Source organism: Streptomyces sp. NPDC091289 (genome assembly GCF_044757365.1).
GTDB lineage: Bacteria > Actinomycetota > Actinomycetes > Streptomycetales > Streptomycetaceae > Streptomyces.
The window spans coordinates 149,172-173,669 of sequence record NZ_JBIVUT010000013.1 but is presented as its reverse complement, the minus strand read 5'-3'; the positions used below and the strand labels follow the sequence as shown (position 1 = coordinate 173,669).

The 24,498-nt window shown below is 72.4% G+C and carries 19 protein-coding genes; 9 read left to right on the top strand and 10 right to left on the bottom strand.

Annotated features, from left to right (window positions below; all coding sequences use genetic code 11):
- Positions 1-62: 62 nt before the first annotated feature.
- The 5 genes from ACIQPT_RS19305 to ACIQPT_RS19285 form a co-directional block, all read right to left on the bottom strand.
- On the bottom strand, positions 63-1,820 hold the full coding sequence (locus tag ACIQPT_RS19305; RefSeq protein ID WP_401157087.1) for a CocE/NonD family hydrolase: 1,758 nt from the start codon (positions 1,818-1,820) through the stop codon (positions 63-65).
- A 199-nt stretch (positions 1,821-2,019) separates the two neighbouring features.
- Positions 2,020-3,003 (bottom strand): LD-carboxypeptidase, encoded by a 984-nt coding sequence (locus ACIQPT_RS19300; RefSeq protein WP_401157086.1) that lies wholly within the window; start codon positions 3,001-3,003, stop codon positions 2,020-2,022.
- Positions 3,000-5,015, bottom strand: a complete 2,016-nt coding sequence (locus tag ACIQPT_RS19295) for a S9 family peptidase (protein WP_401157085.1) — start codon at positions 5,013-5,015, stop codon at positions 3,000-3,002. The genes ACIQPT_RS19300 and ACIQPT_RS19295 overlap by 4 nt, the downstream gene beginning before the upstream one ends.
- Positions 5,016-5,054: 39 nt before the next feature.
- A complete protein-coding gene (locus ACIQPT_RS19290; RefSeq protein WP_401157084.1) occupies positions 5,055-6,398 on the bottom strand; it encodes a M20/M25/M40 family metallo-hydrolase in 1,344 nt (447 codons plus the stop codon).
- A complete protein-coding gene (locus ACIQPT_RS19285) occupies positions 6,391-7,224 on the bottom strand; it encodes a M55 family metallopeptidase (RefSeq protein ID WP_401157083.1) in 834 nt (277 codons plus the stop codon). The genes ACIQPT_RS19290 and ACIQPT_RS19285 overlap by 8 nt, the downstream gene beginning before the upstream one ends.
- A 234-nt stretch (positions 7,225-7,458) precedes the next feature.
- On the opposite strand from ACIQPT_RS19285, the gene ACIQPT_RS19280 reads away from it, so the two are divergent.
- Complete coding sequence (locus ACIQPT_RS19280; protein ID WP_401157082.1) at positions 7,459-8,922, top strand: alpha/beta hydrolase family protein; 1,464 nt, start codon at positions 7,459-7,461, stop codon at positions 8,920-8,922.
- Positions 8,923-8,981: 59 nt separating this feature from the next.
- Here the strand turns inward: ACIQPT_RS19280 and ACIQPT_RS19275 are convergent, their stop codons facing one another.
- Entirely contained in the window at positions 8,982-9,986 is a 1,005-nt protein-coding gene (locus ACIQPT_RS19275; protein WP_401157081.1) for an aldo/keto reductase, read from the bottom strand.
- Between the two features lie 110 nt (positions 9,987-10,096).
- Here ACIQPT_RS19275 and ACIQPT_RS19270 point away from each other — a divergent pair, with 110 nt between their 5' ends.
- Positions 10,097-11,002 (top strand): LysR family transcriptional regulator, encoded by a 906-nt coding sequence (locus ACIQPT_RS19270; protein ID WP_401157080.1) that lies wholly within the window; start codon positions 10,097-10,099, stop codon positions 11,000-11,002.
- A gap of 33 nt (positions 11,003-11,035) precedes the next feature.
- On the opposite strand, the gene ACIQPT_RS19265 is transcribed toward ACIQPT_RS19270, so the two are convergent.
- The 3 genes from ACIQPT_RS19265 to ACIQPT_RS19255 form a co-directional block, all read right to left on the bottom strand.
- Complete coding sequence (locus tag ACIQPT_RS19265; protein ID WP_401157079.1) at positions 11,036-13,501, bottom strand: MFS transporter; 2,466 nt, start codon at positions 13,499-13,501, stop codon at positions 11,036-11,038.
- Between the two features lie 256 nt (positions 13,502-13,757).
- Complete coding sequence (locus tag ACIQPT_RS19260; protein WP_401157078.1) at positions 13,758-14,201, bottom strand: SRPBCC family protein; 444 nt, start codon at positions 14,199-14,201, stop codon at positions 13,758-13,760.
- Between the two features lie 89 nt (positions 14,202-14,290).
- Complete coding sequence (locus tag ACIQPT_RS19255; RefSeq protein ID WP_401157077.1) at positions 14,291-14,683, bottom strand: VOC family protein; 393 nt, start codon at positions 14,681-14,683, stop codon at positions 14,291-14,293.
- 123 nt (positions 14,684-14,806) lie between these two features.
- Here ACIQPT_RS19255 and ACIQPT_RS19250 point away from each other — a divergent pair, with 123 nt between their 5' ends.
- The 3 genes from ACIQPT_RS19250 (at position 14,807) to ACIQPT_RS19240 (ending at position 18,295) form a co-directional block, all read left to right on the top strand.
- On the top strand, positions 14,807-15,850 hold the full coding sequence (locus ACIQPT_RS19250) for an Rv2578c family radical SAM protein (protein ID WP_401157076.1): 1,044 nt from the start codon (positions 14,807-14,809) through the stop codon (positions 15,848-15,850).
- A 182-nt stretch (positions 15,851-16,032) separates the two neighbouring features.
- Positions 16,033-17,619, top strand: coding sequence for an alpha/beta hydrolase (locus ACIQPT_RS19245; protein WP_401157075.1), 1,587 nt, complete (start codon positions 16,033-16,035; stop codon positions 17,617-17,619).
- A 94-nt stretch (positions 17,620-17,713) separates the two neighbouring features.
- The gene (locus ACIQPT_RS19240) at positions 17,714-18,295 is read left to right on the top strand and encodes a GNAT family N-acetyltransferase (protein WP_401157074.1); all 582 of its coding nucleotides are present in this window, start codon (positions 17,714-17,716) and stop codon (positions 18,293-18,295) included.
- Here the strand turns inward: ACIQPT_RS19240 and ACIQPT_RS19235 are convergent.
- Positions 18,273-18,845 (bottom strand): adenylosuccinate lyase, encoded by a 573-nt coding sequence (locus tag ACIQPT_RS19235; protein WP_401157073.1) that lies wholly within the window; start codon positions 18,843-18,845, stop codon positions 18,273-18,275. The two genes, ACIQPT_RS19240 and ACIQPT_RS19235, sit on opposite strands and share 23 nt — an antisense overlap.
- Before the next feature lie 361 nt (positions 18,846-19,206).
- Between ACIQPT_RS19235 and ACIQPT_RS19230 the strand changes: the two genes are divergently transcribed.
- The 4 genes from ACIQPT_RS19230 (at position 19,207) to ccrA (ending at position 24,494) form a co-directional block, all read left to right on the top strand.
- Positions 19,207-20,988: a 3-hydroxyacyl-CoA dehydrogenase family protein gene (locus tag ACIQPT_RS19230; protein ID WP_401157072.1), complete on the top strand. Its 1,782-nt coding sequence runs from the start codon at positions 19,207-19,209 to the stop codon at positions 20,986-20,988.
- A gap of 91 nt (positions 20,989-21,079) precedes the next feature.
- Complete coding sequence (locus tag ACIQPT_RS19225; RefSeq protein ID WP_401157071.1) at positions 21,080-21,901, top strand: TetR family transcriptional regulator; 822 nt, start codon at positions 21,080-21,082, stop codon at positions 21,899-21,901.
- 90 nt (positions 21,902-21,991) lie between these two features.
- A complete protein-coding gene (locus ACIQPT_RS19220; RefSeq protein ID WP_401157070.1) occupies positions 21,992-22,798 on the top strand; it encodes a GNAT family N-acetyltransferase in 807 nt (268 codons plus the stop codon).
- A gap of 358 nt (positions 22,799-23,156) precedes the next feature.
- Positions 23,157-24,494 carry a crotonyl-CoA carboxylase/reductase gene (gene ccrA / locus ACIQPT_RS19215; protein WP_401157069.1) on the top strand — a complete coding sequence of 446 codons (1,338 nt, stop codon included), beginning with the start codon at positions 23,157-23,159 and terminating at the stop codon, positions 24,492-24,494.
- Positions 24,495-24,498: the final 4 nt, after the last annotated feature.

Here is a 24,498-nt window from a genome sequence, read left to right as displayed (position 1 = left end):
TCCGGCTGCCGGGTTCGGGGGGCGGTGCTGTACGGCCGTTCGGGTGAACGGGGTGCCGGGCGTCAGCCGGCCGGGACCACCGGGAGCTCCAGTACGCCGGTGTCCTCGGGGGCGCTCACGACGGTGACGGGCTTGACGCCCCGGTTGCCGAAGTACGCGGTGTCGCTGGCGGCGATCACGAACTCCAGGCGGTGCCCCGCTTCGTACCGGTGGACGATGCCGGGCAGCTCGACCGTGAAGGGCCGGGTGACGTCGGGGACCCGGACCGGGGAGACGAGCCGGTTCACCAGCGTCCGGGTGCCGTCGGGCGCGACGTCGTAGACCTTGGCGAACAGGACGAGCTTGTCGGAGGCGTCGCCGCTGTTCTGGACCCGTTCCGTCTTCGGGGAGACGACCTTCAGGGTGGCCTTCGGCGCGCCGACGACGTCGAGGGGCGCGGTGAGGGGTTCGCTGCGCCAGCCGAGGTAGGTGCCCTTGATGTCGTACGGCTTGGGGTCGGGCAGTCCGATCAGCGGGGCGATGGAGCTCTCGGAGTGGCTGGTGGGCACGAGCCAGTTGGTGTACTGGCGGCTGCCGCGCGCCACCTTGGACCGGTTGTCGACGAGTTTGCCGTCGCCGGAGAGGTACAGGGACTGCGAGAGGGCGGGGACGTCGGCGGCGGTGCCGTAGCCGCTCTGCCAGTCGCGGTAGTAGGAGAAGGCGGGTCCGGTGTCGGTGTCCGTCTTCTTCTGGAGGTAGCGGTCGAACCAGGCCAGGACCCGCTGTCCGACGTGGCTGGTCTCCAGATTGCCCTGGCTCAGGTCGAGTTCGCCGGGGACCTGGCCGCCGCTGTGTCCCCAGGACTGCCAGATCATCTTCGTCTCGGTGCCCTGCGCCTTGAGGGTCCGGTAGGTGGCGGTGGCCTCGTTGAGGTTGAACAGGCTGTCGGCCTGGCCCTGGACGATGAGGGTGGGGGCCTTGACCCGGTCGAGGTAGGAGACGGGCGAGACGCTGCGGGCGTAGGCGAGCATCTCCTCGGCCCGGTCGGCGGGGTAGCGGCCGGAGTTGAGCAGCCGGATGGTCTCGCAGGCGCGGGTGGCGAAGTGCAGGCAGTCCAGCCGGTTGATCCGGGAGGGGTCCAGGCTCGGGTTGAGGAGCGGCTGGCCTTCGCCGATCAGGTAGAAGCCGTTGGTCCACTGCCACTTGAAGACGCCGGGGGCGTCGGAGGTGACGCCGGTGCGCGCCCCGGTGTTGTTGGGGGCGAGTGCGTAGCCGAGGTCGTTCCAGGTGATCAGCGGGACGAGGGCGTCGACGCGGGGGTCGACGGCGGCGGTCGCGAGTTGGATCGCACCGCCGTAGGAGCCGCCGATCATGCCGACGCGCGGGTCGCCGTCGGCGTCCCGGGTGACGTAGTCGGCCTCGGTCCCGTCGTCGGCGGTGCGAACTCCCCCGAGGAAGTCGAGGAGTTCACTCGCGGCTCTGCCGTCGATCTCCGGGTCGTCGAGGGTGATCAGACAGCCGGACTTGCCGAAGCCGAGGCCGGAGTAGACGAGTCCGACGTAGCCGCGCTCGGCGAAGGCCTTGCCGATGGCGTCGGTGGAGCCGTCGGACTTGCTGCCGCCGAAGCCGTTGGTGGCGAGGACGGCGGGGGCGGGGTGTTCCGCGTCGGCCCCGGCGGGCCGGTAGAGGTCCGCGTCCACCGTGCAGGTGCGGTCGCCCGCCTCGACGGTGAACGTCAGCGGGGTGACGGTGTACGGGTCGGCCTCGGCATGGGCCGGGCCGGCGAGGACGAGGGGGGCGACGAGGGCCGCCCCGGCGACCGCCACGAGCGGGCCGCGCACTCTGGAAACAGCACCTGACACGAAGACCTCCACACCGAGGACACCTTACCGACCGGTAAGTATTGGGCCGCGCTCATGGTGTGACACAGCTCATAGCCGTGTCAACGCATCGGTCAGCGGTTCTTGACGGATGTTCACGTTCCGCGGGCGAAAACACACATCTGCGGGCGGGAGGGCCGAGGAGAGGTCCGGCGAGCGCTCAGCGCAGGGCGGGGCTCTCGAGGGTCAGCGTGCAACGCCCGCCGTCCGCCGGTGCGTCGAGCACTGCGGGAACGCCCAGGGGGATCGTCAGCGCGGTCGGACCGTGGCCGAAGCCCAGCTCCTCGACCACGGGTATGCCCAGCGGGCCGAGCCGGTCGGCGAGCACGGCGCGGATCTTCTCGTACGGTCCGCACTCCTGCCAGGATCCGCAGACCACACCGGCGACCGCGTCCAGGGCTCCGGACCGCAGCAGCCCGGTGAGGAAGCCGTCGAGCCGGTAGGGCTCCTCCCCCGTGTCCTCGATCACCAGCAGTCCGCCGCGGGCGTGGGTGCGGCCGCCCGGGGTGCCGATGTCGGCGGCGAGCAGGCTGACGCATCCGCCGTACAGGATGCCCCGCGCCCGGCCGGGGACCAGGGACCCGGCCGATTCCAGGCCGAGGGTGCGGACGGTTCCCGGTTCGAGGAGCGTGGCGCGCAGGTGTTCACGGGTCGCCGGGTCCTGCAGAAACGTGTCGGTGGCGACCATCGGCCCGTGCAGGGTCGCGAACCCGGCCCGCAGGGCGAACGCCTCGTGCAGGACCGTGATGTCGCTGTAGCCGACGAACGCCTTGGGCCCGGCGGCCCGGATCGCCGCCCAGTCGACCAGGTCGACCATCCGGTGCGCGCCGTAGCCGCCCCGGGCGCACAGTACGGCCTCCACGGACGGGTCGCACCACGCCTGCTGAAGGTCCGCCGCGCGGTCCGCGTCCGCCCCGGACAGGTAGTCCAATTCCGGGTGGCCGTCGAGGACATGGGGGCCGACGACGGGTTCGAGGCCCCAGTCGCGCAGGACGGCGAGCCCCTCCTCCAGCCGGTCGGCGGGGACGGGGCCGCTGGGCGCGACGACGGCGACCCGGGAGCCGGGGCGCAGCCGGGCCGGCCGGGCGAGGGGCGCCAACGGGCCCCGGTCCTCGGTCGCCGGGCCGTGGTCCTCACCGGTCATGTGGTCAGCTCCAGGTGCGGCACATCGGGCCGGTCGATACCGAACGTCTGCGCGTAGAGGGAGAGTTCGGCCTCCAGCGCGCGGACCAGGGTCGCCGCGCGCCGGAAGCCGTGGCTCTCCCCCTCGAAGGCGATATAGGCGTGGGCGACGCCCCGCCCGGCCACGGCGGCGAGGAACCGCTCGCACTGGGCGGGCGGGCAGATCACGTCGTCCAGGCCCTGGAGCAGCACGAACGGGGTGAACAGCCGGTCGGTGCGGTGGATCGGGGAGCGCTCGCGGTAGCGCTCGGGCACCTCGGCGAACGGGCCGACGAGGGACTCCAGATACCGCGACTCGAAGTCGTGGGTCTCGTCCGTGGCCCATCCTTCGAGGTCCAGGATCGGAAAGAGGATCGTCCCGCAGGCGTACAGGTCGGTGGAGGTCAGCGAGGCGGCCGTGGTCCAGCCGCCCGCGCTGCCGCCCCGGATCGCGAGCCGGTCCGGGTCGGCGGCGCCCTCCTCGACCAGGGCCGAGGCCACGGCCGCGCAGTCGGCGACGTCGACCACGCCCCACTGCCCGCGCAGCCGTTCGCGGTAGCCGCGCCCGTAGCCGGTGGAGCCGCCGTAGTTGACCTCGGCCACACCGATGCCGCGCGAGGTGAAGTAGGCGATCTCCAGGTCGAGGACGAGCGGGGCGTGACCGGTGGGGCCGCCGTGCGCCCAGACGACGTACGGGGGCTTCTCGCCCTCGGGGCCGGTGCGGTCGGGGCTGTGCGGCGGGTAGATGTGGGCGTGGATCTCACGGCCGTCGGGGCCGCTGAAGGTGCGGTCCTCGGGCGCCGGGTAGTACGCGGGGTCGACCGCGTCCCGGTGGGGCGCGCCGATGACGCGGGTGTGCCCGGTCGCGGTGTCCAGCTCGACGATCTCGGGGCCGCCGCGGGGGCTCGCCGCGACGCCGACGACCCGGCTGCCGTGGACGGCGAGCGTGTCGGACCAGGCGGTCCAGGGGCCCGGTACGTCGGCGAGTTCGCCGGTCTCCGGGTCGAGGATGCCGAGCCGCATGCCGCCCCTGCCGTGCAGGACGGCGATCAGTCCGTTGTCCAGCGGGTGGAACCAGCGCAGCCCGATCTTCCACAGCGGTCCGCCGAACTCCTCGCCCCGGGGCGGCAGGAGGCGGCTGCTGGGGACCACGCCGCCCGCGACCGCGTCGGGCCGGATGCGCTGGAGCTCCCACCAGTCGGCGAGGTCGGAGACGAACAGGAGGCTGCCGTCGCGGTCCCACTCCACCTGGCAGACGGATTCGTCGAGGTCGCCGACGAGGGGCCGTACATCGGCGAATTCACCCGCGCCGGTGATGTCGGCCAGCATGACCACCGTGCCGTCCCACGGCATCCGGGGGTGGTCCCAGGCGATCCAGGCCGCCCGCAGCCCGTCGCGGGAGACCTTGGGTCCGGTGACGAACCGGTGCCGGTCGTCGGAGAGTTCACGGACGGCCGAGCGGTCGTCGGCCGCCGAGCCGTCCAGCGGTACGGCGGCGACGACGCGCCGTACGTCGGTGGGTGCGGGCCCGGTGAACTCCTCCAGCACGCACCACACTTCGCCCGCCGCCCCGTGCTCCGGGCGCACCTGCGGGTCCACCCAGCGCAGCCCGCCGCCGACGTCCGACACCGGGGTGAGCGGCCACGGCTCGTCCGGGCCGTCGGGGGCGTAGGCGTACAGCCGCTGGTCGGTGAAGTGGACGAAGACCACGAGGAGTTCGCCGTCCGCGCGCACCGTGCCCGCCCAGGGCTGTCCGCCGTACTCGATCACCCTGCTGCGGGCGTTCCAGGGGGCGGGCAGCACCGGGGCGGTGGAGCCGTCGGCGCGGCGGCGCATCAACGCGCGCCGGCCGCCCTCGGCCGGGCGCGGCTCGGTCCACCACACCTCGTCCCCGACGGTGCCGAGGTGGTCGGGGCGGCCGTCGTGCGAGGCGGCGAGCGCCGCGTCGATCGGCGACGGCCAGCTTCCGTACGGTGCTGCCGGCACGGTGTTCACGTAGGACGGTCCCCCGGGTGCGAATCGGTCGGTGGTCGGTCAGGCGGTGCGCAGATAGTGGTCGAGGACGCGGACGCCGAAGTGGAGGGCGTCGACGGGGACGCGCTCGTCGACGCCGTGGAAGAGCCGCTGGTAGTCGAAGCCGACGGGCAGCTTCAGCGGGGTGAAGCCGTAGCCGGTGATGCCGAGGCGGGAGAACTGCTTGGCGTCGGTGCCGCCCGACATGCAGTACGGGACGGTGTGCGCGTCGGGGTCGAACCGTTCGACGGCGGCGCGCAGCTTGGCGTACGTCGGTGAGTCGACGGGGGCCGTCAGGGCCGTCTCGCGGTGGTAGAACTCCCAGGAGACCGAGGGTCCGGTGAGCCGGTCCAGGGTCGCGTGGAACTCTTCGTCGCCGCCGGGGACCGTACGCCCGTCGATGAAGGCGGCGGCGTGGCCGGGGATGACGTTGACCTTGTAACCGGCGTCCAGCATCGTCGGGTTGCTGCTGTTGCGGATGGTGTTCTCCACCAGGGACGCGGCCGGGCCGAGCTTGCCGAGGAGCTGGGCGACGTCGAAGCCGGGTTCGTCGAGGTCGGCGGTGATGCCGTGCAGGGCGGCGATCTCGGTGATCGCGGCTCGGACGGTCGGGGTGAGGCGGATGGGCCACTCGTGCTCGCCGATCCGGGCGACGGCGGCGGCCAGGGTGCTCACCGCGTTCTCCCGGTTGACCTTGGAGCCGTGACCGGCCCGGCCCTCGGCGGTCAGCTTCAGCCAGCCCGTGCCGCGTTCGCCCGCCGCGATCGGGTAGAGCGAGAGTCCGTCGCCCGCGTGGAAGGTGAAGGCCCCGGACTCGCTGATGCCCTCCGTGCAGCCCTCGAACAGCTCGGCGTGCTGCTCGGCGAGGAAGCCGGAGCCGTCGGCGGCACTGTCCTCCTCGTCGGCGGTGTAGGCGATGACGATGTCGCGCCGGGGGCGGAACCCCTCGCGGGCCCAGCCCCGTACGACGGCGAGGACCATCGCGTCCATGTTCTTCATGTCGACGGCGCCCCTCCCCCACACGACTCCGTCGCTCACCTCGCCGGAGAAGGGGTGGACACTCCAGTCGGCGGGCTCGGCGGGCACCACGTCGAGGTGGCCGTGGACGAGCAGCGCGTCGGCCGACGGGTCGGTGCCGGGGATCCGGGCGACCACATTGGTCCGGCCGGGGGTCCGCTCCAGCAGCGTCGGTTCGATTCCGGCGTCGGCGAGCCGCTGGGCGACGTATTCGGCGGCCGGGCGCTCCCGGCAGTCGCCGCCGCCCCGGTTGGTGGTGTCGATGCGGATGAGTTCGGAGGTGAACGTCACCACCTCGTCGAGGGCCTGCCGGTCGACGGGTCCGAGCAGGTCGGGGGCCTCAGCCATACTGTTCCTCCACAGCGGCCGACACGATCGTCGTCACCGCCTTGAACGTGCGAATTCCTTCGTACATCGTCGCGCTGGTGTACGCGACGCGCCTCTCGCCGCTCGGCGCGACGCCGGGGACGACGGTGGCCGCGGCGGCCAGATGCTCGGCGTCGAACTCCAGCTCCACGGTGAACGGGGAGCCGGTGACGGGCGGCCGCCGCCCCGCCAGCACGGTGGCCGCTTTCGCCGCCGCCCTGATGTCGGCGGCGGTACGGGCGGGGGTGCGGCACACCGCCGCGTAACGGGAGACGTAGTCCTTGACGGCGACCTTCCGGGCGTCGGGGGCGTATCCCTCGGCGTCCACGCAGGTCAGGTCGTCGCCGGTGACGAGGACGACGGGCACCCCGTACTCGGCGGCGACGTGTGCGTTGAGCAGTCCCTCGCTCGCGCGGGCCCCGTTGAGCCAGACCCCGGTGATGGAGTTGGCGAGGTAGGTGTGGGCGAGGACGCCCTCCGTGCCGGCCCCGGTGTGATAGCCGACGAAGGCCACCGCGTCCACGTCGCCGTGCTGGATGCCCTCCACCATGGACAGCGACTTGTGCTTTCCGGTGAGCATCTGGACGCGTTCGTCCATGTGCTCCAGCAGCAGATTGCGCATCGACCAGTGGGCCTCGTTGACCAGCACCTCGTCGGCGCCGCCGTCGTAGAAGCCGAGCGCCGCCGCGTTCACGTCCGAGGTGAACATCGACCGGCAGCGCTCCCACTGCGGAGTCCCCGGCAGCACGTCGGCCGGCCAGGTCACTCCGGTGGCGCCTTCCATGTCCGCGCTGATGAGGATCTTCATGCCGCCACACCGTACGCGCCGTGAGCGGCGCGGACCAGGGAGGGGCGGGCGTGCCAGTGGTCCAGTCCGCCGGAGGTCCCTCCGGTGGTCCCTTCGGCGGGGCTCTTTTCGGGGTGCCGGGGCGAACACTATGAACGCAACATGCGCGGGGCTTCTCCCCCGGGTGCGGCGCTTCCTAGCATCCCGGCAACCGGCGCACCCCCGTGCCGGGACAGAACGCCAGGAGCCGCTCCCGTGAACTCCCCCCACCTGCCCTCCCCCGCCCTGCCGCTGTACCGCCGCCACCGGTTGCGCTCCGCCGCGCTGGCCGCCACGGTCGCCGCCCTGCTCCTCGGCACGGCGGGCAAGGCGCCCGCGGCCCCCGCACCGGCCGGGTCTCCGGTCGCCGCCGAGTGCCCGGCCGCGCTGACCGGCAAGGCGCGGTGCTACACGGGGCGGGACGAGAACGGGGCGCACTACGCGCTCGCCGTCCCCACCCGCTGGAACGGCTCGCTGGTGGTGCACGCGCACGGCGGGCCCGACCTGGGCGACGCATCGGACCCGGCCCGCTCCACCGAGGACCTGGAGCGCTGGGCGGTCATGGTCGAGGAGGGGTACGCCTGGGCCGGCTCCTCCTACCGGCGCGGCGGCTACGGGACCCGGATGGCGGCGGCCGACACCGAGAGCGCCCGCCGGGTCTTCGTCGACCGGTTCGGGAAGCCGGAGCGGACCTTCGTGCACGGCCAGTCCTGGGGCGGCAACGTGGCCGCCAAGGTCGCGGAGACGTACGGCACGGAGCCGGGGGCGTACGACGGGGTGCTGCTGACCAACGGCGTCCTGGGCGGCGGTTCGCGCGGCTACGACTACCGGGTCGACCTGCGCGTGGTCTACCAGCACTACTGCGGCAACCACCCGCGCCCCACCGAGCCGCGGTACCCCCTGTGGCAGGGGCTGCGCCCGGGCTCCACAATGACGTCCACCGGGCTGCGCGCCCGGCTGCGCGAGTGCACGGGGTTCGACGCCGACCCGGCCGCGCGGACCGCGCTCCAGCAGCGCAACCTCGACGACATCCTGGCCGTCACCGGGGTCCCGGAGCGGTCCCTGGAGTCGCATCTGCGGTTCGCGACGTTCACCTTCCGCGACATCGTCACGACCCGGCTGGACGGACGTAACCCCTTCTCCAACCAGGGTGTGCGGTACGCCGGTTCGCACGACGACCGGGCGCTGAACGCGGGCGTGGAACGGTTCTCGGCGGACCCGGCCGCGCTCCGGGACCTCTCCTGGGACAGCGATCTCACCGGGCGGGTGGCGCTGCCCGTCCTCACCCTGCACGCGATCGAGGACCCCACGGCGTTCGTCGAGCACGAGTCCGCCTACCGGGCCACGCTGCGGGGCGCGGGGCGGGAGCACCGGCTCGTGCAGACCTTCACCCGGGAGAGCGAGCACAGCGGGCTGAGCGACGCGGAGTACGCCAACTCCATCGCGGCTCTGGACCGTTGGGCCCGCACCGGGCACCGGCCCACCCCGCGCTCGCTGGCCGCGTCGTGCGCCGCGTTCGACCGGACGTACGGCACGGGCTGCTTCTACGATCCGGCGTTCCGGCCGTCCCCGTACGCCTCCCGGGTGCTGCCCCGGCCCGGCGGGCTCGGCTGGCCCGCCATGACCGCCGCGCAGGAGCGGGCCTGGGGCCGGATCGACGGGGTGGGCATCGCCCCCTGACCGGCGGGCCGCGCGTTCGGCCGGCGCGCCCCGACCGGTGTCCGGCCGCCCGATCGGCGTCAGGCCGTCTTCGCGTCCCGCAGCAGCTCCTCGATCCGGGACAGCTCGTCCGGGCCGAACTCCAGATTCCGGACGGCCTCGACGCTGTTCTCCAGCTGGGCGACGCTGCTCGCGCCGACGACGGCGGAGGTGAGCCGGCCGCCGCGCAGCACCCACGCCAGGGCCAGCTGCGCGAGCGACTGGCCGCGCTCCTTCGCCAGGGCGTCCAGCGCGCGCAGCCGCTCCACCAGGCGCGGGGTGACGGCGTCGGGGGTCAGGAAGGGGCTGTCCCCCGCCGCCCGGGACCCGGCCGGAATGCCGTCGAGGTAGCGGTCGGTCAGGATGCCCTGCTCCAGCGGCGAGTACGCGATGGAACCGGCGCCCAGCTCGTCGAGGACGTCCGGCAGTCCGTCGTCCTCGATCCGGCGGTCGAGCATCGAGTAGCGGGGCTGGTGGATGAGCAGCGGGGTGCCGAGGTCCTTCAGGATCGCGGCGGCCTCGCGGGTCTGCGCGGCGGAGTAGTTGGACAGCCCGGCGTACAGCGCCTTGCCCTGCCGTACGGCGGTGTCCAGCGCGCCCATCGTCTCTTCGAGGGGAGTCTCGGGGTCGGGCCGGTGGGAGTAGAAGATGTCGACGTACTCCACACCGAGGCGCTTCAGGCTCTGGTCGAGGGAGGAACGCAGATACTTGCGCGAGCCCCACTCCCCGTACGGCCCGTCCCACATGTGGTAGCCGGCCTTGGTGGAGATGACGATCTCGTCGCGCAGGCGGGCGAAGTCGGTCGCCAGGGCGCGGCCCAGGGTCTCTTCGGCGGAGCCGGGCGGCGGGCCGTAGTTGTTGGCCAGGTCGAAGTGGGTGATGCCGAGGTCGAAGGCGCGGCGCAGGATCGCGCCCTGCGTCTCGGGCGTCCTGTCGCCCCCGAAGTTGTGCCAGAGGCCGAGGGAAAGCGCGGGCAGCAGTAGACCGCTGCGGCCGGTGCGCCGGTAGGGCATGGCGGAGTAGCGGTCGGCGGACGGCAGGTACATGCGAAAGGCTCCGCGGGGAGAGGGCCGGGGGACACGCCCAGGCTTCCGCAAATGGATCCAGCGGTCCAACAGGAGATTCCGCTCGGATTCATCGCCTAGATTGCTCAATCATGGAATTGCGTCAGCTGGAGCACTTCGTCGCCGTGGCGGAGGAGCAGCACTTCACCCGCGCCGCCGAGCGCCTTGCCGTCTCGCAGTCCGGGCTCTCCGCCTCCGTACGGGCGCTGGAACAGGAGCTGCGGACCCCGTTGTTCAGCCGCACCACGCGCACGGTCCGGCTCACCGAGGCGGGGCGGGCGCTGCTGGTGGAGGCGGAGCGCACGCTGGCGGGCGCGCGGGCGGCGCGGGACGCGGTCGACGCCGTACGGGGGCTGCTGCGCGGGACGCTGACGGTGGGGGTCGAGCAGTGTGTGGCGGGGGTGAGCCCGGCGCGGCTGCTGGCGGCGTTCCACCGGGAGCATCCGCAGATGGAGCTGCGGCTGCGGCAGGAGGGCACCAGCAGCCTGCTGGACGGGGTGGCGGGCGGCCGCCTCGATCTGGCGTTCGCGGCCACGGTCGGTCCGGCGGAGTGGCGCGGGGAGCTGGTGCCGCTGGCCCGGGAGCCGATGGTGCTGCTGTGCGCGGCGGGGCACGCGTTCGCCGGGCGGCCGGAGGTGGGGTGGGAGGAGCTGCCGGGGGCGTCGTTCATCGACTTCCATCCGGACTGGGGTCCCCGGCGGGCCGCCGACGAGGCGTTCGCGGCGGCGGGGGTGCGGCGGACCGTGGGCCTTGAGGTCAACGATGTGCACAGCCTGCTGGAGTTGGTGCAGGAGGGGCTGGGGATCGCGGTGGTGCCGCACCACTTCTCCCGCAAGCCGGAGGCGGCCCGGCTGGTCGCGGTGGAGCTGGCGGGTGCGTACCGGCCGGTGTACGAGAGCGTGGTGGTGCTTCCTGCGGCACGGAGTCTGAGCCCGGGGGCGCGGGCGCTGATGCGGCTGGTGCGGGAGGACCCGGTACGGGAGCCGGGGGTGGGCTGATCCCTTCAGGGGCTCGGCCCACCCCCGTACGCCTCAGTCCTCGTGGCCCAGCTGGAGGTCCCGTTCCGTGCGGCCGCCGCCCGCGACCTGGAGGACGGTGGCGACCGGCGGGTATCCGGCGGCGATCACCGTGTACTCGCCGGACGACAGATCGACGAACCGGAACGAGCCGTCGGGCCCGGTGGTGAGGGTGTCCACCACATTGCCCGCCGCATCGAGCAGGGTGACCCGGGCGTCCTCGACGGGGCGTCCGCCGGTGGCCCGGACGACGCCGCGCAGGACGGCCCCGCCCGCCAGCTCGATGTCCTGCCGGGTCTCGCGGGCGGCCTGCACGCTGACCGGGAGGGCGGCGGGGCGGAAGGCGGGGGCGCTGGCGGCCAGCGTGTACTCGCCGGCGACCAGTTCGCCGATGACATAGCCGCCCTCCCGCCCGGTGCGGGTCGAGGCGACGACCTCGCCGCGTACGTCGGTGAGGGTGACGGCCGCCTCGCGTACGGGGGCGCCGTCGGGGGTGAGGACGGATCCGGCGAGGCGTCCTGCGCCGCCGAGCACCACGTCCAGCTCGACGGGGCGCTCGCCCACGGTGACGCTGACGGCCTGCGGCTGGTGGCCGCCCGCCGCGGCGATCAGGACGTACGAGCCGGCGCCGGGGACGCTCAGCGCGTACCGCCCGTCCTCGCCGCTGGCCCCGCGCCCGACCTGCTGTCCCTGGACGTCGATGAGGGTGAGGGCGGCGCGGGGGACGGTCGTGCCGTCGGGGTGCTGGACGCTGCCGTGGACCGGGACCCCGGAGAGGTAACCGGCGGCCGGGCGGCCGGAGTCGGCGCGGGCGGCGGGGATCTGCGTGGTCTCGGCGGCGGCTTCCGGGCTGTGGTGGGACACCAGCGGTTTCTCCTTGAGGAAGAAGGCGAGGATCAGGCCGAGCACGAGCACCGGCACGAGGTAGAGGAAGATGCGCGGCATCGCGTCGACGTACGCCTGGATGTAGGCGTCGCGCAGCGCGGGTTCCATCGCGTGGACGATCTGCGGGGTGATCGACTCCGGGTCCGGCAGCTCCGCGCCGGCCGGCAGGCGGACGCCGAGGGCGTCGGAGAGCCGCCCGGCGAACAGGGTGCCGAAGATCGCCGCGCCGACGCTGCCGCCGATCTGCCGGAAGTAGTTGTTGGCGCTGGTGGCGGTGCCGAGGTCCGAGGGGCGTACGGAGTTCTGCACGGCGAGCACCAGGACGGACATGACCAGGCCGATGCCGATGCCGAGGACGGCCTGGTAGAAGCTGTACGCCAGCGGGGAGGTGTCCGCCTCCAGCAGGGACAGCAGCCCCATGCCGACCACCGAGACGGCGCTGCCGACGATCGGGTAGATCCGGTAGCGGCCGGTGCGGGTGATGAGCTGGCCGGAGACGACGGACCCGCCGACGATGCCCATCATCATCGGGAGCATCAGCAGCCCGGACTCGGTGGCGCTGACCCCGTCGACCATCTGGAGATAGGTGGGGAGGTAGCTGGCGGCCCCGAAGAGCGCGATGCCGACGACCGCGCCGACCAGGCCGGTGACGTTGAAGACGGAGTCGCGGAACAGCCGCAGCGGAATGATCGGTTCTGCGGCCCGGTGTTCGGCGACGACGAAGAGCGCCGTCGTGACGACCGCGCCCGCCGAGAGGCCGAGGATGGTGCGCGAGCCCCAGGCGTACTCGGTGCCGCCCCAGCTGGTGACCAGCACCAGACAGGTGGAGGCGACGGCGAGGAGCACCGCGCCCAGGACGTCGAGGCGGGGCCGGACGGCGGGCCTGGGCAGCTTGAGGACGACCGCGATGACGGCCAGGGTGACCAGGCCGAAGGGGACGTTGATGTAGAAGCACCAGCGCCAGGAGGCGTGGTCGGTGAAGAACCCGCCGAGCAGGGGTCCGGCGACCGAGGCGAGGCCGAAGACCGCGCCGATGAGGCCCATGTAGCGGCCGCGCTCCCTGGCAGGAACGATGTCCGCGATGATCGCCTGGACGCCGATCATGAGGCCGCCGCCACCGACGCCCTGGAGGGCGCGGAAGGCGATCAGCTCGTCCATGGTGCGCGACCAGCCCGCCAGCGCGGAGCCGATGATGAAGACGACGATGGCGAACTGGAAGACGCCCTTGCGGCCGAAGAGGTCGCCGAGCTTGCCGTAGAGCGGCAGGACGATCGTGGAGGCGAGGAGGTAGGCGGTGACCGCCCAGGACATCTTCTCCAGGCCGTGCAGCTCACCGACGATCTTCGGCAGGGCGGTGGCGACGATCATCTGGTCGAGCGCCGCGAGCAGCAGGGTGAGCATCAGCCCGAGGAAGACCATGCGGACCTTGCGGGGGCTGATCTCCGCCGCGTCCGGGCCGGATCCGGGTCCGGCCGGTGGGGGTGGCGGAAGCGGTGCGGTGGGGGCTCCGGCGCCCGCCGCCGTGCCGTCCGGTGGCGTGCCGTCGGGCCCCAGGCCGTCCGGCTCGTCCTTCACCAGCGTGATACCGCCCACCACGTAACGCTCCCCTCGTCGCACCTGCGCCGCCCATTTCTCGCATCGCGCGGCAAGGCGGGGCAAACGTGACGAGGGGCGTACACGGCGCGCACAAAGGGCTTATGCGCCGGTGGGAGCCACTACGGCGCGCAACCGGCCGCCCCGGAAAACCACCCGTTCCGGTGAGGCCGGCCGCGCTCGTGGAGGTCGGATCGTCGACCTCCGGTGTGGTGAAAGGGAGTTACCGCTCGAGCTACTTCTCGAGCTGCTTCTCGAGTTACTTCTCGACCTCGGTGGCGAGGTTCTGGAGGAGCTCGTCGTAGATCCGGCCGAGGCCCTTGGGTGCGAAGGTCCGCTCGAAGAACCCGCCGATGCCGCCCGCGCCGTCCCAGACCGTGGTCACGACGGCCTTGGACTTTCCCTCACCGGCCGGGGTGACGGTCCAGGTGGTGACCATGGAGGAGTTGCGGTCCTTCTCGACGAGCTGCCCGTCGGTCGGCTCGCTGACCTCCAGCAGGCAGTCACGGACGCGCTTGCTGGTCGCCTGGAGCTTCCAGTGGACGAGGGTGCCCTCGCCGTCGCCGCCCTCCCGGATCTCGTACTCGCTGAAGTGCTCGGTCAGCACCTTGCCGCGGACGTCCTTGTAATCGGCCAGCGCGTCGAACACCGCCTCTGCGTCCGCCGCGATGATCCGCTCCGTGGTGGCCTCGACCTGCGCCATGGCTGTTCCTCCAGCACTCGGTTTGTTCGGTGGGTGAGCTGAGCCAACCACCTCGGGCACAACCGCTCAAAATCGGGGCCGGAAGGGGATCAGGGGCAGCGGGCCGCGAGGACGCAGAACTCGTTGTCCTCCGGGTCGGCGAGGACGACCCAGCTCTCGTCGCCCTGACCGACGTCGGCACGGCGGGCGCCCAGGTCGAGCAGTCGGCGGACCTCCTCGTCCTGCTCCCGGTCGGTGGGATTGACGTCGATGTGGAGCCGGTTCTTGACGGTCTTGCCCTCGGGCACGCGCGCGAAGGTCAGCACCGGCGGCACGGGGCCGAGGCGGTCCCTGCCCTCGGGCACCGCGGGCGAGCCGATGGTGACGACACCCCCGTCCTCGTCCTCTCGCAGCACCTCGTAGTCGAGGACCGAGCACCAGAAACGGGCGAGGACGACGGGGTCGGCGCAGTCGATCGCGAGTTCGGTGAACTTGCCGGCCATGGTCGGGACCTCCCGGTCACGTAGCGGGTCGTGCGGAGGAACCCACGCTAGTGGTGGAGTCGCCCCGCACGATCAAGGGAACAAGTGTTCTATTCTTCGGTCAGTGCTACCGAGGAGGCGTCCATGCGCTGGGACAATCTGGTCGAGAACAGCTCGACGACCGGGAACAGCGCGCTCTTCGCCGCGGACGCGGTGACCACGCGCACGTTCGACACACCTGAATTCCGAGGAATCACCTTCCACGAGATCCGGGCCCGTTCGATCCTGAACCGGGTGCCCGGGGCCTCGCGGATGCCGTTCGAATGGACGGTGAACCCGTACCGGGGCTGTACGCACGCCTGTGTGTACTGCTTCGCGCGCAAGACCCACAGCTATCTGGATCTGGACACCGGCATCGGCTTCGACTCCCAGATCGTCGTCAAGATCAACGCCGCCGAACTGCTCCAGCGGGAGCTGGCCTCCCGGCACTGGCGGGGCGAGCACATCGCGATGGGCACGAACGTCGACTGTTACCAGCGGGCGGAGGGCCGCTATCGGCTCATGCCGGGCATCATCACCGCCCTGCGCGACCGCGCCAACCCCTTCTCCATCCTGACGAAGGGCACGCTGATCCTGCGGGACCTCGAGCTGCTGCGGCAGGCCGCGGAGGTCGCCGAGATCGGCGTATCGGTCTCCGTGGGCTTCATCGACCGGGAACTGTGGCGGACGGTCGAGCCGGGCACGCCCTCCCCCGAACGCCGGCTGGACGTGGTGCGCGCGCTCACCGACGCGGGGATCGGCTGCTCGGTCCTGATGGCCCCGGTCATCCCGTTCCTCGGCGACCGCCCGGAGCAGTTGCGCGCCACCGTCGCGGCCGTCGCGGAGGCGGGAGCGGCCTCGGTGACTCCGCTGGTGCTGCATCTGCGCCCCGGCGCGCGCGAGTGGTACCTGCACTGGCTGGGGCAGCACCATCCGCGTCTGGTGGAGCGCTACGAGCGGATGTACGCGGACGGGGCGTACGCCCCCACCTGGTACCAGCGCCGGATCACCCGTCAGGTGCACGAGCTGGCGGATGAGTTCGGGATCGGCCCGGCGCACCGGGGCGAGGCCCGGCGGATCGGCCCGGATCCCACGTCGGCACCGGCGCTCGCGCCGGAGCCGGGCCCGACCCAGCTGACCCTGCTGTGAGGCGAAGAGGCGGAGAGGCGGAGAGGCGGTGAGGCGGTGAGTCCATGAGGCCGCCCGTGGGGCCGATGGCGTGACCGTACGGGTCGACTCCGCGCGGAACAGGCCCTTCCGCCGGGGAATTCGGGGAGCATGCGGCGGGGACCGGTGATCCGGCGCCGCGTCCCGCCACCCCGGGAGGCCCCATGACGAAACGTGCAGGAATTCTGGTCGCCGTCGGTGCGACCGTCGCCGGTCTGCTGACCGCCGCGCCCGCGCCGGCCGCCGCCACCGCGGCGAGCACACCGCCCGCCCCGAAACTGAAGTGGACCGACTGTCCGACCGAGAGCTATCCGACGCTCCAGTGCGCGAAGGTCCGTGCCCCGCTGGACCACCGCCGCCCGTCGGGCCGTCAGGTGACGCTCGCGCTGTCCCGGGTCCCGCACACCGCGAAGACCTTCCAGGGCCCGCTACTGGTCAACCCGGGCGGTCCGGGCGGCAGCGGCCTGTCGATGGCCGGGTTCGTGGCGTCCTCGCTGCCGAAGAAGGTCGCCGCCCAGTACGACGTGATCGGCTTCGACCCGCGCGGCGTCGGCAAGAGCACCCCGGCGCTGAACTGCCTGCCCGGGCACTTCGATCCGGTGCGCCCGGACTCGGTGCCCGACTCCTACCGCTCGGAGCGGATCAACCGCGACCGGGCGGAGTCGTTCGCCACGGCCTGCGGGGAGAAGCACGGCGACGTACTGCCGTACATGGACACGGTCAGCGCCGCCAAGGACCTCGACGTGATCCGCCGCGCACTGGGCTCCCGGCAGATCAACTACTTCGGCTACTCCTACGGCACCTACCTCGGCGCGGTCTACGCCAAGCTGTACCCGGAGCGCGTGCGCCGCCTGGTCCTGGACTCGGTCGTCGACCCGGACGACGTCTGGTACGAGGGCAACCTCGGCCAGGACTACGCCTTCGACGACCGCCACAAGGCGTTCGCCGCCTGGGTCGCGAAGAACGACGCCGCGTACGGTCTCGGCACCGACCCGGCGGCGGTCGAGGCCGCCTGGTACCGGATGCGGGCGGACGTGGCACGGGAGCCCGCGGGCGGCACGGTCGGCGCGAGCGAGCTGGAGGACACCTTCATCCCCGGCGGGTACTACAACGGCTACTGGCCCTACCTCGCCGAGGCGTTCGCCGCGTACGTGAAGAACCGGGACACCGAGGCGCTGGTCGAGGTGTACGAGAACTTCGGCGCGGTCGACGCCGACGGCGACAACGGCTACTCGGTCTACACCGCCGTCCAGTGCCGCGACGCCGGCTGGCCGGAGCACTGGAGCACCTGGCGCAACGACAGCCGCCGGATCCACAAGAAGGCGCCGTTCATGACCTGGAACAACACCTGGTACAACGCGCCGTGCGCGAACTGGCCGGTGGCGCCGCTGCGGCCGGTCCCGGTGAACAACCGCCAGCTGCCCCCGGCGCTCATCCTCCAGGCCACGGACGACGCGGCGACCCCGTACGGCGGCGCGGTCAGCATGCACCGCAAGCTCAAGGGCTCCAGCCTCGTCGTGGAGGAGGGCGGCGGCAACCACGGCATCACGCTGAGCGGCAACGACTGCCTGGACGAGCACCTGACGGCCTATCTGACCGACGGAACGGTGCCGCGCGGCCGGGGCGAGGCGGACGCGGTCTGCGCCGCCCTCCCGGACCCGAAGCCGCTGCCCGCCGAGAAGGCGGCGGCCCAGTCGGTGGACAACAGCAAGGGCAGCCGCCTGCACGGCCTGCTCGGCTTCCGCCGCTGAGCCCGACGGGCCCGCCCCCGGCCGCCCGGCCGGGGGCGGGCCCGCCCGAAAACAGGGCGCGCGCCGCATGGGTCGCACGCGAGGATGGCCCGGCATGAGGCACTCCACCACTCCCCCGCACCCGTCCACGCCCGCGCCCGCGCCCGGCATCACGATCCGCGACATGCGGATGGAGGACTGCGAGGCGGTCGCCACGATCCGGGTGCGCGGCTGGCAGCACGCGTACCGGGGCATGATTCCGGGGCCGTATCTGGACGCGATGGACATCGGCCGCGAGACCGAGCGGCGACGCGCGTACCTCGCCGAACGCGGCGAGGCCGTCAATGTGGTGGCGCAGCGCCCCGACGGCGCGGTGACCGGTTGGGCCTGCACCGGCCCGTACCGCGCGGACGGCCGTCGCCTCGCCCGGTGCGAGCTGTACGCGATCTACGTCCTGCCCGAGCACATCGGGACCGGGACCGGCCGCGCCCTGCTGGCCGAGCTGACGGACCGCGCCGCAGCCGTCGGCTTTCCCCACATGGCGCTCTGGGTGCTCCGCGACAACGCGGCGGCGCGCAGGTTCTACGAGCGAGCCGGGTTCCGGCCGGACGGGGCCGAGGAGGACTTCGAGGCGGGCGGGGCCATGGTGCCCGAGGTGCGCTACGTCCGCCGGCTCAGCCCTCCGGCAGCCGGCTGAGCGCCTCCTCCGCAGCCCTGCCCAGGCGGGGGTGCGGGAGTGCCGCCGTGAGGACCGGCCTGGCTCGGTCGTCGCCGAGCTGCCCGAGCCCCTCGACGCAGGCGAGCGCCACCCGCCAGTGCGGTTCCCCCGGGGCCAGCAGCCCCTGGAGGGTGGTGACCAGGGCCGGGACCGACTCGGGGGCCCGCAGGTCGGTCAGCAGGCGCACCGGGTGCAGCGCGTAGGCGGTGCGCAGCGCGTTGGTGGCGAGGGCGGCGGCCGCCCTCGGGGTGCGGGGGTCGTTCAGCCGGGCCAGGGCGTGGGCGGCGGACACGCAGCGTTCGGGGTCGCGGTGGTTGAGCAGCAGCACCAGCGCCTCGAAGGCCCGCCGGTCGCCCGCGCAGCCGAGCCGGAAGGCGGCCATCTCGCGGGCCCACAGGGGGCGGTGCGGCTCCACGAGGACCCGGGCCAGCTCCTCGGGGTCCTCGGCGGCGACGAGCCGGGCGTACTGCGGCGACCCGGCCGCCTCGGGCTCCAGCCGGTCCATGAGTGAACGGAACTCCTCATCCATGACGCTCAGCGTATCGACGGGCACGCTCCGTACGGGTCGGCATCGAGGAGTTCATGTGGTCCAGGGCACAAGGATCCAGGGGTGGCGCGCTCGTTACTCGCCGGTTAGTCTCATCTGAGCGGGAACACACTCCCCGCAGCTCCGGTGGCCTGGTGACGCAGCCACCCGGAGTGCTTGTCGGTTCGGCAGTTCTCAGTGCGACGCGACTCCGGGACAGAGTCCGTCACCCCTCACGGCCGGGCGCGCCTCTCGCGCGTCGGCCCCGTGCTCCACGACACGCAGCTTCCGTACGCCACGCGCCGCTCCCTCATCGCCGCGCGTTCCGTGCTCCCACAGTCGTCACTCACCCTGGAGTCCCGTGATGGACACCCCTCTCTCCACCATCGCCGTCGTCGGCCTCGGCACCATGGGCACCGGCATCGCCGAGGTCCTGGCCCTGGCGGGCCGCGAGGTCATCGGCATCGACATCAGCGAGGCGGCCGCCCTGGCCGCCGTCGCCTCCCTCGAAGCGTCCACCGCACGGGCCGTGGGCCGTGGACGGATCACCGAGCAGGAGCGCAGCGACGCCCTCGCCCGGTTCCGTACCTCCGACGACCTGCGCACCGCCGCCGATGCCGAGCTGGTCGTCGAGGTGGTGCCGGAGACGTACGAGATCAAGCAGCAGGTGTTCCGGGAGCTCGACGCGATCGTCTCCCCCACCGCGATCCTGGCGACCGGCACCAACGCCCTGTCGGTGACCCGGCTGGCCGCCGAGTCCCAGCACCCCGAGCGCGTCCTCGGCCTGCACTTCTTCAACCCGGCGCCCGCGATGAAGCTGGTCGAGGTGGTCTCCTCGGTGCTGACCGCGCCGCCCGCCGTCGAGGCCGTCACCAAGCTGGCCCGCGAGCTCGGCAAGGAGCCCGTCGCGGTCGGCGACCGGCCCGGGTTCGTCGCGGACGGGCTGCTCTTCGGCTATCTCAACCAGGCCGCCGCGATGTACGAGGCGAACTACGCCTCCCGTGAGGACATCGACGCGGCGATGAAGCTGGGCTGCGGGCTGCCGATGGGCCCGCTCGCCCTGCTGGACCTGATCGGCATCGACACCGCCCGCACGGTCCTGGAGGCCATGTACGCCGAGTCCCACGACCGGCTGCACGCCCCGGCCCCGGTCCTCGGGCAGCTGAGCAGCGCGGGCCTGACCGGTCGCAAGGCCGGGCGCGGCTTCTACACGTACGACGCGCCGGGCGGTCAGACCGTGGTGCCCGACGCGCTGACCCCGGCGGCCGACACCGCCTCCGGGGCGGGGCGCGAGGTGGCGTCCGTGGGCGTCGCGGGCTCCGGCACGATGGCGTCCGGGATCGCGGAGGTCTTCGCGAAGGCCGGGTACGGCGTGGTGCTGGCGGCCAGGACCCAGGAGAAGGCCGACGTCGCCAAGGGCCGGATCGCGAAGTCGCTGGAGCGCTCGGTGACCAAGGGGCGGCTCACCGCCGAGGCCCGGGACGAGACGCTGGCCCGGATCACGGCGGCCGGTTCGCTGGACGCGTTCGCCGAGGTCGACCTCGCCGTCGAGGCGGTCGCCGAGGACCTGGAGATCAAGCGGCAGCTGTTCGCCACGCTGGACAAGGTCTGCCGGCCGGGCGCGGTGCTCGCCACCACCACCTCCTCGCTGCCGGTCGTCGCCATCGCCCGGGCGACCGCGCGCCCCGAGGACGTCATCGGGATGCACTTCTTCAACCCGGCGCCCGCGATGAAGCTGGTCGAGGTCGTCCGCACGGTCCTGACCGCCGACGATGTGCACGCCACGGTTCGCGTGGTGTGCGCGAAGATCCGCAAGCACCCGGTGGACTGCGGCGACCGGGCCGGGTTCATCGTGAACGCGCTGCTGTTCCCGTACCTCAACAACGCGATCAAGATGGTCGAGGAGCACTACGCCTCGCTGGACGACATCGACGCGGCGATGAAGCTGGGCGGCGGCTACCCGATGGGCCCGTTCGAACTGCTCGACGTGGTCGGTCTCGACGTCTCGCTGGCCATCGAGAAGGTGCTGCACAAGGAGTTCCGCGACCCGGGCCTGGCGCCCGCGCCGCTGCTGGAGCACCTGGTCGCCGCGGGCTGCCTCGGCCGCAAGACGGGCCGTGGCTTCCGCGAATATGCCCGTCGCTGACCCGGGAGCCGGGTGGGGCGGGCTGCTGGGACCCTCCGGCGGCCCGCCCCCGCAGGCGCGCTCTCCTGCACCGATGCGTTACGTTCATGCCATGTCCCAGCCCGCCAAGTCACCCCGTGCCACCGCCGCGACCGACGCCCCGGAGACCACCACCGCGGGGACGCGCGCCGCCGCCCAACGGCTCAAGATGCGCCGCGAACTGGCCGCCGCCGCGATGGAGCTCTTCGCCACGAAGGGCTACGAGGCGACCACCGTCGACGAGATCGCGGGTGCCGCGGGCGTCGCCCGGCGAACCTTTTTCCGCCACTTCCGCTCCAAGGAAGAGGCCATCTTCCCGGACCACGACGACACCCTCGTCAGGGCCGAGGCCGTCCTCAACGCCGCCCCCGCGCACGAGCACCCGCTCGACACCGTCTGCCGCGGCATCAAGGAAGTCATGAAGATGTACGCGGCCAAGCCCGCCGTCTCCGTGGCCCGCTACAAACTGACCCGTGAGGTACCGACCCTCCGGGAGGCCGAGATCGCGTCGGTGGCCCGCTACGAGCGGCTGTTCACGCGCTATCTCCTGGGCCACTTCGACGAGCGCGACCACCATGTGGGCAATGACGACCCACTGCTCGCGGAGGTCGCCGCGTCGGCCGTGGTCACCGCGCACAACCATGTGCTGCGCCGCTGGCTGCGGGCGGGCGGTCAGGGCGACGTGGAGGCCCAGCTCGACCGCGCCTTCGCCATCGTGCGCGACACCTTCGGCACGGGCATCGGAGCGGGCCGGACGGCCGGCGCCGAGCCCGAGCGGGCGGCCCCGGCCGCGACGGTGGCCGCGGACGGCGAGGTCCTCGTCGCGGTGGCGCGCACCGACGCCCCGCTGGACGAGGTCATGCGGACGATCCAGCAGGCACTGAAGGACCGCTGAGGTCTTCAGGGGCCTTCATCTTCAGGGGCCTTCAAGGGTCGGCCCGTAAACCCGTTCGCGGCGGCCGGGGGCCCGTGGTTCGGTTCGCCCATGCGAACTGATGACGTGGATGACGTACGCGACCTGTACGACCGCACGATGCGCGAGCACGCCCGTCCCGACGGGCCGGGCGTGCGGGTCGAGCGCGCCGGGCCCGTCGTACGCCAGGTGGGCGGGCCCGACGACTGGAACGGCGTCGTCTGGTCGGACCCGGGCCTGGACGCCCCCGGGGCCGACGCGGCGATCGAGGCCCAGATCGAGCACTGCGCCGCGCACGGCCTCGAGGAGTTCGAGTGGAAGCTCTACTCCCATGACCGGCCCGCCGACCTGGGCGACCGGCTGCGAGCGGCCGGATTCGTGCCGGATCCGCCGGAGACCCTGCTGGTCGCCCCGGTCGAGGCGCTGACCGCCCGGCCGGGCTCCGGGCCGCCCGACGGCGTCACGCTGCGCCCCGTGACGGATGCGGCGGGTGCGGAGCTGATGGCGCTGGCCCATGAGCGGGCGTTCGGCACGGACGGCACCCGCCTCCTGCGCCAGATCGTGAAGCGGCTGGAGGAGGCCCCCGACGACTTCGTGGCAGTCATGGCGCTGGCCGGCGGGGAGCCGGTCAGCTCGGCCCGGATGGAGCTGTACCCGGGCACGGGCTTCGCGGGGCTCTGGGGCGGCGGCACGGTCGCGGAGTGGCGGGGCAGGGGCGTGTACCGGGCGCTGGTCTCGTACCGGGCACGGATCGCCGCCGAGCGCGGCTACCGCTACCTCCAGGTCGACGCGAGCGACATGTCGGCCCCGATCCTGGCCCGGCTCGGCTTCACGGCGCTCGGCACGACGACGCCGTATGTGTACCGCGCGGCCCGGTAACCGCCTGCCAGCAGGACAGAACGTCCCGTAACACCCATCGTGTTGCTCATGCGTGCCCACGGGATGACAAGTGAGAGAAATTGTTGGCACTGGGTGCCTTGTCAGGTGTCACGGAGTGCCATACGTTGAAGGTGTCCGGGCGGCCGGCGTGCTGAGACCTCACACGTACGCCGGCTGTCCCCGCAACCACCGTGCTGCGCGCCCGGACGCCTGCGTCACAGGCACCCTTCTGCTCCACCCGAGCAAAGCCGAAGCTCCACTCGCCGAACCGACGGCAAACACCTCCACACCGCACCGTTCCCCTGCCAGCAGGGCCCCTCAAGCGTTCCCTCGACGCCGCATCACCGGAGGCAACACCGTGAAGGAAATCCTGGACGCGATCCAATCGCAGGACAGCACGGCCGCGGACTTCGCGGCCCTGCCCCTCCCCGAGTCCTACCGCGCGATCACCGTGCACAAGGACGAGGCGGAGATGTTCGCGGGGCTCGAATCCCGTGACAAGGACCCCCGCAAGTCGCTCCACCTGGACGAGGTCCCGGTCCCCGAACTCGGCCCCGGCGAGGCCCTCGTCGCCGTGATGGCCAGCTCGGTGAACTACAACTCCGTCTGGACCTCGATCTTCGAGCCGGTGTCCACCTTCGGCTTCCTGGAGCGCTACGGCAGGCTCAGCGAGCTGACCAAGCGCCACGACCTGCCGTACCACGTCATCGGCTCCGACCTCGCGGGCGTCGTCCTGCGCACCGGTCCCGGCGTCAACGCCTGGAACCCGGGCGACGAGGTCGTCGCGCACTGCCTCTCGGTCGAACTGGAGTCCTCCGACGGGCACAACGACACGATGCTCGACCCCGAGCAGCGGATCTGGGGCTTCGAGACCAACTTCGGCGGGCTCGCCGAGATCGCCCTCGTCAAGTCCAACCAGCTGATGCCCAAGCCCCAGCACCTCAGCTGGGAGGAGGCCGCGTCCCCGGGCCTGGTCAACTCGACCGCGTACCGCCAGCTCGTCTCGCGCAACGGCGCGGGCATGAAGCAGGGCGACAACGTGCTGATCTGGGGCGCCAGCGGCGGACTCGGCTCCTACGCCACCCAGTTCGCGCTGGCCGGCGGCGCCAACCCGATCTGTGTCGTCTCCAGCCCGGAGAAGGCCGACATCTGCCGCGCCATGGGCGCGAACGCGGTCATCGACCGCAACGCCGAGGGCTACAGGTTCTGGAAGGACGAGCACACCCAGGACCCCAAGGAATGGAAGCGGCTCGGCAAGCGCATCCGTGAGCTGACCGGCGGCGAGGACGTCGACATCGTCTTCGAGCACCCCGGCCGCGAGACCTTCGGCGCGAGCGTCTACGTCACCCGCAAGGGCGGCACGATCGTCACCTGCGCCTCCACCTCGGGCTACAACCACGAGTACGACAACCGCTACCTGTGGATGTCGCTCAAGAAGATCGTCGGCTCCCACTTCGCCAACTACCGCGAGGCGTGGGAGGCCAACCGCCTGATCGCCAAGGGCAAGATCCACCCGACGCTCTCCAAGGTCTACTCCCTGGAGGACACCGGCCAGGCCGCCCACGACGTCCACCGCAACGCCCACCAGGGCAAGGTCGGCGTCCTGGCCCTGGCGCCCCGCGAAGGGCTCGGCGTGCGCGACCAGGAAATGCGCGAGCAGCACATCGACGCCATCAACCGCTTCCGCAACGTCTGAGGTT